Origin of the sequence: Citrobacter sp. H12-3-2 (assembly GCF_009649895.1) — a bacterium.
GTDB lineage: Bacteria > Pseudomonadota > Gammaproteobacteria > Enterobacterales > Enterobacteriaceae > Citrobacter > Citrobacter portucalensis.
This window is the reverse complement of sequence record NZ_CP045837.1, coordinates 4,809,981-4,826,027: the sequence shown is the minus strand read 5'-3', so window position 1 is coordinate 4,826,027 and position 16,047 is coordinate 4,809,981. Positions and strand designations below refer to the sequence as shown.

Genomic DNA, 16,047 nt, shown 5'->3' with positions numbered 1-16,047 from the left:
CCGCCCGTCAGGGCGGTTGTCATATGGGAGGTAGCATGTTTGATATTGGCGTTAATTTAACCAGTTCACAATTTGCGAAAGACAGGGATGATGTTGTGGCGCGCGCCTTTGCTGCGGGCGTAAACGGTATGCTTCTGACCGGAACAAACCTGCACGAAAGCCAGCAGGCGCTGAAGTTGGCGCAACATTATCCGCATTGCTGGTCCACGGCTGGCGTGCACCCGCATGACAGTAGCCAATGGCAATCCTCAACGGAAGACGAGATTATCGCGCTGGCAAACCAGTCTGAGGTGGTCGCTATTGGCGAGTGCGGTCTGGATTTCAATCGCAATTTCTCCACGCCGCAGGAGCAGGAACGTGCTTTTGAGGCACAACTGCGCATTGCCGCTGAACTGCAGATGCCGATTTTCATGCATTGTCGGGATGCCCATGAGCGTTTTCTGACGTTGCTGGAGCCGTGGCTGGATAGTCTCCCGGGCGCGGTGCTGCACTGTTTTACCGGAACGCAGCAGGAGATGCAGGACTGTGTGGACCGAGGGCTTTATATTGGTATTACCGGCTGGGTCTGTGATGAGCGTCGGGGGATGGAACTGCGGGAACTGCTGCCGTTTATTCCGGTAGAAAGACTACTGATCGAAACCGATGCGCCTTACCTACTTCCTCGCGACTTAACGCCTAAACCGAGGTCACGGCGCAATGAACCGGCGCACCTGCCACATATTCTTGAGCGTATTGCCCACTGGCGCGGAGAAGATCCTCAATGGCTGTCAGCAACCATTGATGCTAACGTCCGAACGTTGTTCGAAGTGACCTTCTAAACGGCTTAAATTTTTCTAAAACCGGTATTTTTCACGCTCTGCTTAACTTCTTTATTCAACAGGTTAAGCAGTAGCATGGAACGCGCTTCGCCATCCGGTTCGGTGAAGATCGCTTTTAGCCCCTCAAATGCCCCTTCAGTAATAATCACGCTGTCCCCTGGCTGAGGAGTTTGCGGGTCCACAATACCTTCAGGCTTGTAGATAGAAAGCTGGTGAATAACGGGAGAAGGGACGGTCGCAGGCGTCGCGCCAAAACGGACGAAATGGCTGACACCACGCGTGGCATTGATAGTGGTGGTGTGGATCACTTCCGGGTCGAACTCGACAAACATGTAATTAGGGAATAGTGGTTCACTGACTGTGGTACGTTTACCGCGCACTATTTTTTCCAGGGTGATCATAGGCGTCAGGCAGTTCACCGCCTGTCTTTCCAGGTGTTCCTGGGCTCTCTGAAGTTGCCCACGTTTGCAGTACAGTAAATACCAGGATTGCATAATAACTCTTATCCGCTTGTTCTGAGCGCAAGCATAGCAAAAGCCATGCGTTAAGTTAATTATACCCACCTCAACGCAGGCTGAAACCCAATGGGTATATACGCCCGGGGCTTATATGTATCGCCAGAGTTCACGCTAATTTAACAAAAATACAGCATCACAATGATGAACGCCGTATAATGAAGCGCTTACGAAGAGGCCACAATGGACGCCATGAAATATCACGATTTACGCGACTTCCTGACGCTGCTTGAACAGCAGGGCGAGCTCAAACGCATTTCGCTTGAGGTGGATCCCCATCTGGAAATTACTGAAATTGCCGATCGCACTCTGCGTGCCGGTGGGCCTGCGTTACTGTTTGAGAATCCGAAAGGCTATTCAATGCCGGTGCTGTGTAACCTGTTTGGCACACCAAAGCGTGTTGCGATGGGGATGGGACAAGAAGATGTCTCGGCGCTACGAGAAGTCGGTAAACTGTTGGCGTTTTTGAAAGAGCCAGAGCCACCGAAAGGATTCCGCGATCTGTTTGATAAGCTGCCGCAGTTTAAGCAGGTGTTGAACATGCCGACTAAGCGGTTGCGCGGTGCGCCTTGTCAGCAAAAAATCTACTCGGGCGATGACGTTGATTTAAACCGCATTCCGATTATGACCTGCTGGCCGGAAGATGCCGCGCCGCTGATTACCTGGGGGCTCACCGTAACGCGTGGTCCGCATAAAGAGCGGCAGAATCTGGGCATCTATCGTCAGCAGCTGATTGGCAAAAACAAGCTCATTATGCGCTGGCTGTCCCATCGCGGCGGCGCGCTTGATTACCAGGAGTGGTGCGCAGCGCATCCGGGCGAACGCTTCCCGGTTTCTGTGGCGTTAGGAGCAGATCCTGCGACCATTCTGGGGGCCGTGACGCCGGTCCCTGATACATTATCCGAGTACGCATTTGCCGGGCTGTTGCGCGGAACCAAGACCGAAGTGGTTAAATGTATTTCCAACGATCTGGAAGTGCCTGCCAGCGCAGAAATCGTGCTGGAAGGGTACATTGAACCGGGCGAGCTGGCTCCGGAAGGGCCGTATGGCGATCATACCGGCTACTACAACGAAGTAGATAGCTTCCCGGTCTTTACCGTCACGCACATTACCCAGCGTGAAGATGCAATTTATCACTCTACCTATACCGGACGCCCGCCAGATGAACCCGCGGTGCTCGGCGTGGCGCTGAACGAAGTCTTCGTGCCTATTCTGCAAAAGCAGTTCCCGGAAATCGTCGATTTTTATCTACCTCCGGAAGGCTGTTCTTATCGCCTAGCCGTCGTGACGATGAAAAAACAGTACGCTGGCCATGCCAAACGCGTCATGATGGGTGTTTGGTCGTTTTTGCGTCAGTTTATGTACACCAAATTTGTTATTGTTTGCGATGATGACGTCAACGCACGCGACTGGAATGATGTGATTTGGGCAATTACTACCCGTATGGACCCGGCCCGGGATACGGTACTGGTAGAGAATACGCCAATTGATTACCTGGACTTTGCCTCGCCGGTTTCCGGCCTTGGTTCAAAAATGGGGCTGGATGCCACAAATAAATGGCCGGGCGAAACCCAACGTGAATGGGGACGTCCGATTAAAAAAGATCCTGAAGTGACTGCGCGCATTGACGCAATTTGGGATGAACTGGCCATCTTTAATGACGGCAAAAGCGCCTGAGGCGCGATCGTTTTGCCTATTGATCCGACAGAGAGAGCGCATGACAACCTTAAGCTGTAAAGTGACCTCGGTAGAAGCTATCACTGACACCGTATATCGCGTTCGTTTAGTGCCAGACGCGGCGTTTTCCTTTCGTGCTGGCCAGTATTTAATGGTCGTGATGGATGAAAGGGATAAGCGTCCGTTCTCCATGGCATCAACGCCGGACGAGCAAGGATTCATTGAGCTGCACGTTGGCGCCTCTGAGCTAAATCTTTACGCCATGGCCGTGATGGACCGTATTCTGAAAGACCGGGAAATCAAGGTCGACATTCCGCATGGCGAAGCCTGGCTGCGTGACGAAGACGAGCGCCCGCTGATCCTGATTGCCGGTGGTACAGGGTTCTCTTACGTGCGTTCTATTCTGCTTACCGCGCTCGCGCGCAACCCAAACCGCGATATCACCATTTACTGGGGCGGTCGCGAGGAGAAGCATCTCTACGATCTCTCCGAGCTGGAAGCGCTGTCTGTGAACCACCCGAATCTGCGCGTTGAGCCAGTGGTGGAACAGCCTGAAGACGGCTGGCGTGGTCGTACGGGAACCGTGTTAACGGCAGTATTGCAGGATTACGGTACCCTGGCGGAGCATGATATCTACATTGCCGGGCGTTTTGAAATGGCCAAAATCGCGCGCGATCTCTTCTGTAATGAGCGCAGTGCGCGTGAAGATCGCCTGTTTGGCGACGCTTTCGCGTTCATTTAAGCGCTGTGCGCCGGAGCCCTTCCGGCGCATTCATCACCAACCTTACTTCTTCTAACAGGGTGCAAGCCCGGTCTCGTTGTTTCTCTTTTTCACCACGTTTTTTAGTAAACATGTTTTTCCTATCTATTAATCACAAAACTTAGCTTTTGTGACAGGTCTCTTTTTGTTTAGTAAACAAAATTGGCAAACTAGACACAATCAAATTGCGAGGCGCAAACGAGGAAGACCATGAGACTCGGACTGGACATTGGCGGGACTAAAATCGAAGCGGTGGTGATTGATAACGCGGGTGAAATTGTTTACCGCGAGCGATGCGCGACACCAAAGCAGAGTTACAGTGATTTTTTCCAGGCCGTGACGGAGATGATTGCTAAGGCCAGACTGGCCGTTAATCAGCCTTTATCGGTTGGCGTTGGGGTGCCAGGCGCGGTGGATAGCGAAGGTTTGATTAAGAATTCGAACATCCTGGTGCTCAATCAACAGGCCTTTGCGCAAGACCTTGAGCGAGCATCAGGAATGCCAGTGCCGGTTACTAATGATGCCAACTGCTTTACCTTGTCGGAAGCGATGGACGGTAGCGGACACGGGTATAGCGTGGTATTTGGCGTGATCCTCGGTACCGGTTGCGGCGGTGGACTATGCATCGATAACCGCTTGATCTCTGGACCTAACGCCTGCGCAGGAGAGTGGGGGCATAATGCATTGCCGCGCTACCACGAATCTCAGGACGGGGCTGGAGTGAGATGCTATTGCGGACAGTTGAACTGTATTGAGAGCTTTATTTCCGGCAGCGGTCTGGAACGCCAGTACCTGAATCACACCGCGCAGCATGTGGGTGTGCCACAAATTATGCAACAGGTAGAATCGGGTGATGCGGATGCCTGCTTTGTATGGGAACGTTATTGCGATCAACTGGCGCGTGCATTGGCGGGCGTGGTGAATACGCTCGATCCCGATGTTATCGTGCTTGGGGGTGGGGTATCCAATATCGATTTACTGTATTCGGGTTTACAGGCGCGAGTGGCGCAGTACGTATTTGGTAAGCAGTGCCGCACACCGATCGTTCGGGCCCGTCACGGCGACAGCAGCGGCGTACGCGGTGCGGCCTGGCTGGGGGCGCAACAAGCCATAGTAGAATCAATGAGAGTGAAATGACAAAACCTGTACGTATCAGAGATATTGCCGAAGCTTGTGGTGTTTCAGTTGGTGCAGTTTCCCGCGCCCTAAAAGGGCAGCCGGGGCTGCGTGAAGACACCCGGCTGCGCATTATTTCTGTGGCGCAGCAGCAGGGTTATGATTTTTCCCGTCTGCGCACTGACAAGATCAAACGCGTCCTGTTTTTGCTTCACCGCCAGCACAATATCAGCCGGGCATTGCCGTTTTACTCTCAACTGCTGCTGGGCATAGAAGATAACTGTCGTGACCATGGTATTGCGCTGAGCTTTCTCTCCATTGGCCCAGGCGATGCAGTGAGTGAGCAGGTGCTGCTGCACCAGCCTGATGCACTGATCTGTGCCGGATTTTTTGAGCCTGAATTACTTGGCTTGCTGCAACAGATGAAGCTGCCGTTGGTGCTGGTGGATCTCTGGGCGCCGGGCCAGCCTTGCGTGAATCCGGACAACACCCAGGGCGGTTATCTGGCTACACAACATTTGATTGCACAAGGTCGCAGCCGTATTGCTTTTCTTGCCAGCACGCTTGCGCACTACAGCATCCGTCAGCGCGAGAAGGGTTACCGTCAGGCATTGTATGAGGCCCGTTTGCTGATGCCGCCAGAGTATGAAGCCATTGCGCCGCCGCTGCTGGATACCGAGCAATCTTTGGTGGAGGCGGTGAATGAATTGCTCAGTCTGCCAGAGCCGCCCGACGCTATTTTTGCCTATAACGATGCGGCAGCGCTGGTTGTTCAACGGGTGTGTGCGCAGCAGGGTATACGTATCCCGGAAGATCTTGCGCTGGTTGGGTTTGATGATATCGATGCTGCGGCCTGGTCACATCCACCACTCACCACCATTGCGGTTGATAAACAACAATTGGGGCGTGAAGCGCTGCGTTTATTGCTGGAAGAAAATCAGGAAGAGAATCTGCTGTTGCCGGTGCAGTTAGTGGTACGTGGTAGTTCAGGGAAATAAAAAACCCGCCCCTGACAGGCGGGAAGAACGGCAACTAAACTTTCTCTCTTCGCCATTGGCACCATAACTGTGTTGGCTGCGCTCATTCACCCGAATCACTTACTATACGTAAGCTCATCGGGATTCATTCACTTGCCGCCTTGTTCTGGCACCAATGGCTTTGAGATAACATTTCGTAGGCCGGGCAAGCGAATCGCCCCCGGCATGCTTTGATTAAACTCGCTCAAATACCGTCGCGATGCCCTGGCCTAACCCGATACACATCGTCGCCAGGCCAAACTGTACGTCTTTACGTTCCATCAGATTGAGCAGGGTGGTGCTGATACGCGCCCCAGAGCAACCCAACGGATGGCCCAAAGCGATCGCCCCGCCGTTGAGGTTGATCTTCTCATCGATCTGCTCCATCAGCCCCAGATCTTTAATGCACGGCAGGATCTGAGCGGCAAAGGCTTCGTTCATCTCAAACAAACCGATATCGCTGGTGGAGAGTCCCGCTTTTTTCAGCGCCAGTTTTGAGGCCGGAACCGGACCGTAACCCATGATTGAAGGGTCGCAGCCAACAACAGCCATCGAACGAATACGGGCACGCGGCGTCAGACCCAGCTCACGGGCGCGACTTTCGCTCATGACCAGCATCGCCGCAGCGCCGTCGGAGAGTGCGGAGGAGGTACCGGCAGTGACCGTTCCGCTAACCGGATCGAACGCCGGGCGCAGGGTGGAGAGCGCTTCAACGGTTGTCTCCGGGCGGATAACCTCATCGTAGTTAAACTGCTTCAGCACGCCGTCGGCATCATGGCCGCCGGTCGGGATGATTTCGTTTTTAAATGCGCCAGACTGTGTTGCAGCCCAGGCGCGAGCATGTGAACGTGCGGCGAAAGCATCCTGCATTTCACGGCTGATGCCGTGCATGCGAGAGAGCATTTCCGCAGTCAGACCCATCATTCCCGCGGCTTTTGCCACGTTGCGGCTCATGCCCGGATGGAAATCAACGCCGTGGCTCATTGGCACATGGCCCATATGCTCCACGCCGCCAATCAGGCACGCCTGAGCATCGCCGGTCATGATCATGCGTGCCGCATCGTGCAGCGCCTGCATGGACGAACCGCACAGGCGGTTGACCGTGACGGCTGGAACGGAGTGCGGAACTTCCGCCAGCAGCGCGGCGTTACGGGCGATGTTGAAACCCTGCTCCAGCGTTTGCTGCACACAGCCCCAGTAAATATCATCAAGCGCGGATGGCTCCAGCGCAGGATTTCGCGCCAGCAGGCTACGCATTAAGTGTGCGGAGAGATCTTCTGCCCGCACGTGACGAAACGCGCCCCCTTTCGAACGGCCCATCGGGGTACGGATCGCATCAACAATTACAACCTGTTCCATTGTGACTCCTTAAGCCGTTTTCAGGCTGCCAACCGGGCGGGCAGGCTCAACCTGGGGATAATACGGTTCGTTATGGCGCGCCTTATCACGCAGACCAGCCGGAACTTCATACAGCGCTCCGAGGTGTTGATACTGCTGGGCCATATCGAGATACTTCGCGCTGCCGAGCGTATCCAGCCAGCGGAACGCGCCGCCGTGGAACGGAGGGAAGCCCAGGCCATACACCAGCGCCATGTCGGCTTCTGCCGGGCTGGCGATAATGCCTTCTTCCAGACAACGCACCACTTCGTTGACCATTGGGATCATCATGCGAGCGATAATCTCTTCATCACTGAAGTCGCGTTTCGGCCGGCTGACTTCTGCCAGCAGATCGTCAACGGTGGCATCCTCTTCTTTCTTCGGCTTGCCCTTGTTGTCTTCTTTATAACGCCAGAATCCAAGACCGTTTTTCTGTCCGAAACGGTTCGCATCAAACAGGGCGTCTATCGCGTCGCGATAATCTTTCTGCATACGCTGAGGGAAGCCTGCGGACATCACTGCCTGCGCGTGATGTGCGGTATCAATTCCCACCACGTCCAGCAGATAAGCCGGGCCCATCGGCCAACCAAACTGTTTTTCCATGACTTTGTCGACTTTGCGGAAATCCGCCCCATCGCGCAGCAGCTGGCTGAAACCGGCAAAATACGGGAACAGCACGCGGTTCACGAAGAAACCGGGGCAGTCGTTGACCACAATTGGGGTTTTGCCCATCTGGCTTGCCCAAGCGACAACTTTGGCGATGGTTTCATCCGAGCTTTTCTCGCCGCGAATAATCTCAACCAGTGGCATGCGGTGTACTGGGTTAAAGAAGTGCATCCCACAGAAGTTTTCCGGGCGCTTGAGCGCGCTGGCCAGCTCGTTGATTGGGATGGTGGAGGTATTTGAAGCCAGTACGGTGTCCGGGCGTACCTGATCTTCGGTTTCTGCCAGTACCGCTTTTTTCACTTTCGGGTTTTCCACGACAGCTTCAACCACCACGTCCACACGCTCAAAACCGCTATAGTCGAGGGTTGGATGAATAGTGGAAATCACACCCGCCATTTTCAGACCGTCAATTTTGCCGCGCTCAAGCTGTTTGTTCAGCAGCTTGGCCGCTTCGGTCATGCCCAGCGTTAATGATTTGTCGTTGATATCTTTCATGACAACCGGCACGCCTTTCCAGGCTGACTGGTAAGCGATGCCGCCGCCCATAATGCCCGCGCCCAGCACCGCAGCTTGCTTCGGTGCTTCAATATTTTTGGTGAGTTTTTTGGCTTTGGCTTTGACGAACTGATCGTTAAGGAAGATCCCAACCAGCGCGCGAGCTTCACTGGTGTGCGCCAGTGGAACAAAGCTTTTATTTTCCAGATTCAGCGCTTCTTCACGGCCAAAACGGGCCGCTGCTTCAATGGTTTTTACCGCGGTAATCGGCGCGGGATAATGCTTCCCTGCCGTCTGTGCCACCATGCCTTTAGCGATGGTAAAGCTCATAGCCGCTTCAATTTTGCTGAGTTTCAACGGCTCCAGCTTCGGCTGACGTTTGGCCTTCCAGTCGAGGTCGCCGTTAATCGCCTGACGTAATACTGCGATCGCGCCATCAAGCAGTTTGTCTTGCTTCACTACGCCATCGACCAGGCCGATTTTTAGCGCCTGCTCAGCACCAACATCCTTACCTGCCGCAATAATTTCCAGCGCGCTGTCCGCACCCAGCATACGTGGCATACGCACGGAGCCGCCAAAGCCCGGCATAATGCCCAGCTTGGTTTCCGGCAGGCCAATGCGCAGGTCCGGCGTTGCCAGACGATAATCGGTTGCCAGAACACACTCGCAGCCGCCACCCAGCGCGTAGCCGTTTACTGCTGACAGGGTCGGAACAGGCAGATCTTCGAGGCGATTAAAGACGCTGTTGGCAAAATGCAGCCACTGGCTCAGTTGTTCTTCAGGCACGAGGAACAGTGAAAGGAATTCGGTGATATCGGCACCAACAATAAAGGCTGCTTTGTTAGAACGCAGCAGCAGCCCTTTTAAATTCGGTTGTTTTTCCAGCACATCAAGCGCATGGCCCAGGCTGGCAACGGTGGCCGTGTCGAGTTTATTGACCGAACCAGGGGCATCGAACACCAGTTCGGCGATGCCATCTTCCAGCCAGTCGAGGTACAGGGTGTCGCCTTTGTAAAGCATGTCAGTCTCCTGAATCCGCAAGGTGATCTGGTCATACCAGATGAGTCGAAGTGTGTGTTTTATGTTAATAAAATGCAAATGAATGATTAAAGAAATGACGATTCGATCACGCTCGGCAGAAATCACGCACTCACAAAGCGATGTGCTAAGATGCGGAGACTTGAGGTCAAAAAACAGAAGGATAGAAAATGGAATCGCTGGCCGCACTCTATAAAAATCATATCGTTACCTTACAGGAACGGACGCGCGACGCGCTGGATCGCTTCAAACTGGATGCGTTACTTATTCACTCTGGCGAACTTGTTAACGTCTTTCTCGACGATCATCCATATCCGTTTAAGGTCAATCCACAATTTAAAGCCTGGGTGCCTGTAACACAGGTTCCTAACTGCTGGTTGCTGGTGGATGGCGTAAACAAGCCGAAACTGTGGTTCTACCTGCCGGTCGATTACTGGCACAACGTTGAGCCGCTACCAACCTCTTTCTGGACGGAAGAAATCGAGATCATCGCGCTGCCGAAAGCGGATGGTATCGGTAGCCAACTGCCTGCTGCTCGCGGCAATATCGGTTACATCGGCCCGGTTCCGGAACGTGCGCTGCAACTGGACATCGCGGCCAGCAACATCAACCCGAAAGGGGTGATCGACTACCTGCATTATTACCGCGCCTATAAAACGGAATACGAACTGGCCTGTATGCGCGAAGCGCAGAAAATGGCGGTAAATGGACACCGTGCAGCAGAAGAAGCGTTCCGTTCCGGAATGAGCGAGTTTGACATCAATCTCGCTTACCTGACTGCCACCGGTCACCGCGACACCGACGTGCCATACAGCAACATCGTGGCGCTTAACGAGCATGCTTCGGTTCTTCATTACACCAAGCTGGATCATCAGGCACCGTCTGAAATCCGCAGTTTCCTGCTCGACGCTGGTGCGGAATACAACGGCTATGCGGCAGATCTGACGCGTACCTGGTCGGCGAAAAGCGACAATGACTATGCGCATCTGGTGAAAGACGTTAACGACGAAGAGCTGGCGCTGATTGCCACCATGAAAGCAGGCACCAGCTACGTGGATTATCACATTCAGTTCCATCAGCGCATCGCGAAGCTGCTGCGTAAGCATCAAATCATCACCGATATGAGTGAAGAGGCGATGGTGGAAAACGATCTTACCGGGCCGTTTATGCCGCACGGTATCGGTCACCCGCTGGGTCTGCAGGTACATGATGTCGCTGGCTTTATGCAGGACGACAGCGGTACTCATCTGGCCGCACCGTCGAAATATCCTTACCTGCGTTGCACCCGCGTACTGCAACCGGGCATGGTTCTGACCATCGAACCGGGCATTTACTTCATTGAATCTCTGCTGGCGCCGTGGCGTGAAGGGCAGTTCAGCAAGCACTTCAACTGGCAGAAAATTGAAGCACTGAAACCGTTCGGCGGTATTCGTATTGAAGACAACGTGGTGGTCCACGAAAACAATATCGAAAACATGACGCGGGATTTGAAACTGGCGTAATGGACAGTTGGTTAATCCCTGCGGCGCCGGTTAGCGTCGTCGAAGAGATCAAAAAAAGCCGCTTCATTACGCTGCTCGCCCATACGGACGGCGTAGAAGCGGCAAAAGCGTTTGTTGAGTCAGTCAAAGCGGAACACCCGGACGCCCGACACCATTGTGTGGCGTGGGTGGCGGGTGCGCCCAATGACTCGCAGCAGCTGGGATTTTCAGACGATGGCGAACCGGCGGGTACGGCAGGTAAACCGATGCTCGCGCAGCTGATGGGGAGCGGCGTCGGTGAGATTACCGCTGTAGTCGTGCGCTACTACGGCGGTATCCTTCTCGGTACTGGAGGGTTGGTAAAAGCCTACGGTGGCGGTGTGAATCAGGCGTTGCGCCAGTTAACGACACAGCGCAAGACGCCATTAACCGAATATACTTTGCAGTGTGAGTACGGTCAGCTGGCAGGCATTGAAGCCTTGCTGGGGCAGTTTGACGGTAAAGTCGTTGCCAGTGATTACCAGGCTTTTGTTCGGCTCAGGGTGGCGCTTCCTTTTGCCAAAGTGGATGAGTTTTCGGCAAAACTGGCGGATTTTAGTCGTGGTTCATTGCAATTGTTAGCGATTGAAGAATAATCCCCACCTCATTTTAAAGAACTAAGGAAGCGGCAGAGATGCATTTTCGCGCCATCACCCGAATCGTTGGACTACTGGTCATCTTATTCTCGGGGACAATGATTATCCCCGGACTGGTAGCGCTCATCTACCGCGATGGGGCAGGGCGTGCATTCACCCAAACTTTCTTCGTTGCTCTGGCGATCGGCTCCATGCTGTGGTGGCCAAACCGTAAAGAGAAGGGTGAACTGAAATCGCGCGAAGGATTTCTGATTGTCGTTTTGTTCTGGACCGTTCTGGGCAGTGTGGGTGCGCTACCGTTCATCTTTGCGGAAAGCCCTAACCTAACGATAACCGACGCTTTTTTTGAATCCTTTTCCGGATTAACCACTACAGGTGCGACGACGCTGGTGGGGCTGGATTCATTGCCACACGCGATTCTCTTTTATCGCCAGATGCTGCAATGGTTCGGCGGGATGGGGATCATCGTGCTGGCGGTGGCTATCCTGCCTATTCTTGGCGTTGGTGGGATGCAGCTCTATCGTGCAGAAATGCCGGGGCCGCTGAAAGATAATAAAATGCGCCCGCGTATTGCCGAAACGGCGAAAACGCTGTGGCTAATCTATGTATTACTGACGGTGGCGTGCGCGCTGGCGCTATGGTTTGCCGGGATGCCCGCGTTTGACGCCATAGGGCACAGTTTTGCCACAATCGCCATCGGTGGTTTTTCCACACACGATGCCAGCGTGGGGTATTTCGACAGTCCCACGATTAACACCATCATTGCTATCTTCTTGCTGATCTCCGGTTGTAACTATGGTCTGCACTTCTCTTTATTAAGTGGGCGTAGTCTGAAGGTCTACTGGCGGGATCCGGAATTCCGCATGTTTATCGGCGTGCAGCTGACGCTGGTGGCAGTTTGTACGCTGGTGCTATGGATACATAATACCTATGGCTCGGCGCTCACGACGATCAACCAGGCCTTTTTCCAGGTGGTATCGATGGCTACGACCGCCGGATTTACCACGGACAGTATTGCCCGCTGGCCCCTGTTCCTGCCAGTGCTGTTGCTGTGTTCTGCTTTTATCGGCGGCTGTGCCGGGTCGACGGGCGGTGGCTTGAAGGTGATTCGTATCCTGCTGCTGTTTAAGCAGGGTAACCGCGAATTGAAACGACTGGTCCATCCGAATGCGGTTTACAGTATCAAACTGGGTAACCGTGCGTTGCCGGAGCGAATTCTTGAAGCCGTATGGGGATTCTTCTCTGCCTATGCGCTGGTCTTTATTATCAGTATGCTGGCGATTATTGCGACCGGTGTTGATGACTTCTCCGCGTTTGCCTCCGTAGTGGCAACGTTGAATAACCTGGGACCAGGACTGGGGGTTGTCGCTGACAACTTTGCCAGTATGAACCCTGTGGCGAAGTGGATCCTGATTGCCAATATGCTGTTTGGTCGTCTGGAGGTCTTTACTCTGCTGGTGCTCTTTACCCCTACCTTCTGGCGTGAATAATGGAGTAACACGTGAAAACACTGATTCTTTTTTCTTCCCGGGACGGACAAACGCGTGAAATCGCTGAATATCTGGCTTCTGAACTCAAAGAGCTGGGCGTTTGGGCAGATGTTGTTAATTTGCATCGTACCGCGGAGCCGGACTGGCAAAATTATGACAGCGTGGTAATTGGCGCCTCGATTCGCTACGGTCATTACCATGCTGCTTTTCAGGAGTTTGTGAAAAAGCATGCCACACGGCTGAATTCGATGCCGAGCGCGTTCTACTCCGTAAACCTGGTTGCCCGTAAACCGGAGAAACGTACGCCGCAAACCAACAGCTATGCGCGTAAGTTCCTGATGAGTTCGCCGTGGCGACCAGACCACAGTGCAGTTATTGCGGGTGCTTTGCTGTATCCACGCTATCGCTGGTATGACCGCGTTATGATCCAACTGATAATGAAGATGTCAGGTGGTGAAACGGATACGAATAAAGAAGTGGTGTATACCGATTGGGAACAGGTTGCGAGATTCGCGCGGGAAATAGCCCAATTAACCAACAAAGCGTTGTTAAAATAAGCGCAAAGAATAAAAAATACGCACTCGGAAGATTATTTTAAATTTCCCCTTGTCAGCCTGAAATAACTCCCTATAATGCGCCTCCACTGACACGGAACAACGGATTACAAGCCGCCGGGTCAGCGGGGTTCCACTGAGAACTCCGGCGAAGAAAGCGAAATTAAATGCTTGACTTCGTAGCGGGATGGCGTAATATGCACACCCCGCGCCGCTGAGAAAAAGCGAAGCGGCACTGCTCTTTAACAATTTATCAGACAATCTGTGTGGGCACTCGAAGATACGGATTCTTAACGTCGCAAGACGAAAAATGAATACCAAGTCTCAACGAGTGAACACGTAATTCATTACGAAGTTTAATTCATTGAGCATCAAACTTTTAAATTGAAGAGTTTGATCATGGCTCAGATTGAACGCTGGCGGCAGGCCTAACACATGCAAGTCGAACGGTAGCACAGAGGAGCTTGCTCCTTGGGTGACGAGTGGCGGACGGGTGAGTAATGTCTGGGAAACTGCCCGATGGAGGGGGATAACTACTGGAAACGGTAGCTAATACCGCATAACGTCGCAAGACCAAAGAGGGGGACCTTCGGGCCTCTTGCCATCGGATGTGCCCAGATGGGATTAGCTAGTAGGTGGGGTAACGGCTCACCTAGGCGACGATCCCTAGCTGGTCTGAGAGGATGACCAGCCACACTGGAACTGAGACACGGTCCAGACTCCTACGGGAGGCAGCAGTGGGGAATATTGCACAATGGGCGCAAGCCTGATGCAGCCATGCCGCGTGTATGAAGAAGGCCTTCGGGTTGTAAAGTACTTTCAGCGAGGAGGAAGGTGTTGTGGTTAATAACCGCAGCAATTGACGTTACTCGCAGAAGAAGCACCGGCTAACTCCGTGCCAGCAGCCGCGGTAATACGGAGGGTGCAAGCGTTAATCGGAATTACTGGGCGTAAAGCGCACGCAGGCGGTCTGTCAAGTCGGATGTGAAATCCCCGGGCTCAACCTGGGAACTGCATCCGAAACTGGCAGGCTAGAGTCTTGTAGAGGGGGGTAGAATTCCAGGTGTAGCGGTGAAATGCGTAGAGATCTGGAGGAATACCGGTGGCGAAGGCGGCCCCCTGGACAAAGACTGACGCTCAGGTGCGAAAGCGTGGGGAGCAAACAGGATTAGATACCCTGGTAGTCCACGCCGTAAACGATGTCGACTTGGAGGTTGTGCCCTTGAGGCGTGGCTTCCGGAGCTAACGCGTTAAGTCGACCGCCTGGGGAGTACGGCCGCAAGGTTAAAACTCAAATGAATTGACGGGGGCCCGCACAAGCGGTGGAGCATGTGGTTTAATTCGATGCAACGCGAAGAACCTTACCTACTCTTGACATCCAGAGAACTTAGCAGAGATGCTTTGGTGCCTTCGGGAACTCTGAGACAGGTGCTGCATGGCTGTCGTCAGCTCGTGTTGTGAAATGTTGGGTTAAGTCCCGCAACGAGCGCAACCCTTATCCTTTGTTGCCAGCGGTTCGGCCGGGAACTCAAAGGAGACTGCCAGTGATAAACTGGAGGAAGGTGGGGATGACGTCAAGTCATCATGGCCCTTACGAGTAGGGCTACACACGTGCTACAATGGCATATACAAAGAGAAGCGACCTCGCGAGAGCAAGCGGACCTCATAAAGTATGTCGTAGTCCGGATTGGAGTCTGCAACTCGACTCCATGAAGTCGGAATCGCTAGTAATCGTGGATCAGAATGCCACGGTGAATACGTTCCCGGGCCTTGTACACACCGCCCGTCACACCATGGGAGTGGGTTGCAAAAGAAGTAGGTAGCTTAACCTTCGGGAGGGCGCTTACCACTTTGTGATTCATGACTGGGGTGAAGTCGTAACAAGGTAACCGTAGGGGAACCTGCGGTTGGATCACCTCCTTACCTTAAAGAACCGACCTTTGTAGTGCTCACACAGATTGTCTGATGAAAATTAGCAGTAAGAAAATCTCTGCAGGCTTGTAGCTCAGGTGGTTAGAGCGCACCCCTGATAAGGGTGAGGTCGGTGGTTCAAGTCCACTCAGGCCTACCAAATTCTTTCTGATACCGCGTTGTGAAACGACTCGCATACTTCTGTATGCTTCACCGTTCCACGCCTTGTCTCAGCAAGAATTAAGGTGAATGAGATAACTACGATGGGGCTATAGCTCAGCTGGGAGAGCGCCTGCCTTGCACGCAGGAGGTCTGCGGTTCGATCCCGCATAGCTCCACCATCCTTACTGCAAAAACACAAGAAAACTTCAGAGTGTACCTGAAAAGGTTCACTGCGAAGTTTTGCTCTTTAAAAATCTGGATCAAGCTGAAAATTGAAACGACACACTGTTTCATTTCTCCGTAATAAGAAATGAAAAATGGTGTGTTCGAGTCTCT

12 protein-coding genes, 2 tRNA genes and 1 rRNA gene are annotated in these 16,047 nt (G+C 53.3%); 12 read left to right on the top strand and 3 right to left on the bottom strand.

Going from position 1 to position 16,047, the window contains the following annotated elements; genetic code table 11:
* Positions 1–35 precede the first annotated feature (35 nt).
* Positions 36–818, top strand: a complete 783-nt coding sequence (gene tatD, locus GHC22_RS22900; RefSeq protein WP_153753930.1) for a 3'-5' ssDNA/RNA exonuclease TatD — start codon at positions 36–38, stop codon at positions 816–818.
* Positions 819–823: 5 nt separating this feature from the next.
* Here tatD and rfaH read toward each other — a convergent pair whose 3' ends face one another.
* On the bottom strand, positions 824–1,312 hold the full coding sequence (gene rfaH / locus GHC22_RS22895; RefSeq protein WP_003017881.1) for a transcription/translation regulatory transformer protein RfaH: 489 nt from the start codon (positions 1,310–1,312) through the stop codon (positions 824–826).
* Between the two features lie 204 nt (positions 1,313–1,516).
* Between rfaH and ubiD the strand changes: the two genes are divergently transcribed.
* The 4 genes from ubiD to GHC22_RS22875 all read left to right on the top strand — a co-directional run bounded on the left by ubiD (position 1,517) and on the right by GHC22_RS22875 (position 5,884).
* Positions 1,517–3,010 carry a 4-hydroxy-3-polyprenylbenzoate decarboxylase gene (gene ubiD, locus GHC22_RS22890; protein WP_003828905.1) on the top strand — a complete coding sequence of 498 codons (1,494 nt, stop codon included), beginning with the start codon at positions 1,517–1,519 and terminating at the stop codon, positions 3,008–3,010.
* Between the two features lie 40 nt (positions 3,011–3,050).
* Entirely contained in the window at positions 3,051–3,752 is a 702-nt protein-coding gene (gene fre, locus GHC22_RS22885) for an NAD(P)H-flavin reductase (protein WP_003828903.1), read from the top strand.
* Positions 3,753–3,980: 228 nt separating this feature from the next.
* Complete coding sequence (locus GHC22_RS22880; RefSeq protein ID WP_060683026.1) at positions 3,981–4,907, top strand: ROK family protein; 927 nt, start codon at positions 3,981–3,983, stop codon at positions 4,905–4,907.
* Positions 4,904–5,884 (top strand): LacI family DNA-binding transcriptional regulator, encoded by a 981-nt coding sequence (locus GHC22_RS22875; RefSeq protein ID WP_153753929.1) that lies wholly within the window; start codon positions 4,904–4,906, stop codon positions 5,882–5,884. The genes GHC22_RS22880 and GHC22_RS22875 overlap by 4 nt, the downstream gene beginning before the upstream one ends.
* Positions 5,885–6,097: 213 nt before the next feature.
* On the opposite strand, the gene fadA is transcribed toward GHC22_RS22875, so the two are convergent.
* A complete protein-coding gene (fadA, locus tag GHC22_RS22870; RefSeq protein ID WP_057067477.1) occupies positions 6,098–7,261 on the bottom strand; it encodes an acetyl-CoA C-acyltransferase FadA in 1,164 nt (387 codons plus the stop codon).
* A gap of 9 nt (positions 7,262–7,270) precedes the next feature.
* Positions 7,271–9,460, bottom strand: coding sequence for a fatty acid oxidation complex subunit alpha FadB (gene fadB, locus GHC22_RS22865; protein ID WP_079935187.1), 2,190 nt, complete (start codon positions 9,458–9,460; stop codon positions 7,271–7,273).
* Positions 9,461–9,648: 188 nt separating this feature from the next.
* Here fadB and pepQ point away from each other — a divergent pair, with 188 nt between their 5' ends.
* The 7 genes from pepQ to GHC22_RS22830 all read left to right on the top strand — a co-directional run bounded on the left by pepQ (position 9,649) and on the right by GHC22_RS22830 (position 15,890).
* On the top strand, positions 9,649–10,980 hold the full coding sequence (pepQ, locus tag GHC22_RS22860; protein WP_057067479.1) for a Xaa-Pro dipeptidase: 1,332 nt from the start codon (positions 9,649–9,651) through the stop codon (positions 10,978–10,980).
* Positions 10,980–11,594, top strand: coding sequence for an IMPACT family protein (locus tag GHC22_RS22855; protein WP_003017851.1), 615 nt, complete (start codon positions 10,980–10,982; stop codon positions 11,592–11,594). Before pepQ ends, GHC22_RS22855 begins: the two co-directional genes overlap by 1 nt.
* A gap of 38 nt (positions 11,595–11,632) precedes the next feature.
* Positions 11,633–13,084: a Trk system potassium transporter TrkH gene (gene trkH, locus GHC22_RS22850; protein WP_003017848.1), complete on the top strand. Its 1,452-nt coding sequence runs from the start codon at positions 11,633–11,635 to the stop codon at positions 13,082–13,084.
* Positions 13,085–13,095: 11 nt separating this feature from the next.
* Positions 13,096–13,641 (top strand): menaquinone-dependent protoporphyrinogen IX dehydrogenase, encoded by a 546-nt coding sequence (hemG, locus tag GHC22_RS22845; protein WP_032945724.1) that lies wholly within the window; start codon positions 13,096–13,098, stop codon positions 13,639–13,641.
* A gap of 378 nt (positions 13,642–14,019) precedes the next feature.
* Positions 14,020–15,561: ribosomal RNA gene (locus tag GHC22_RS22840) — 16S ribosomal RNA — on the top strand.
* A gap of 71 nt (positions 15,562–15,632) precedes the next feature.
* Positions 15,633–15,709: transfer RNA gene (locus GHC22_RS22835), tRNA-Ile, on the top strand.
* A gap of 105 nt (positions 15,710–15,814) precedes the next feature.
* Positions 15,815–15,890, top strand: a tRNA-Ala gene (locus tag GHC22_RS22830).
* The last annotated feature ends 157 nt before the right edge of the window (positions 15,891–16,047 follow it).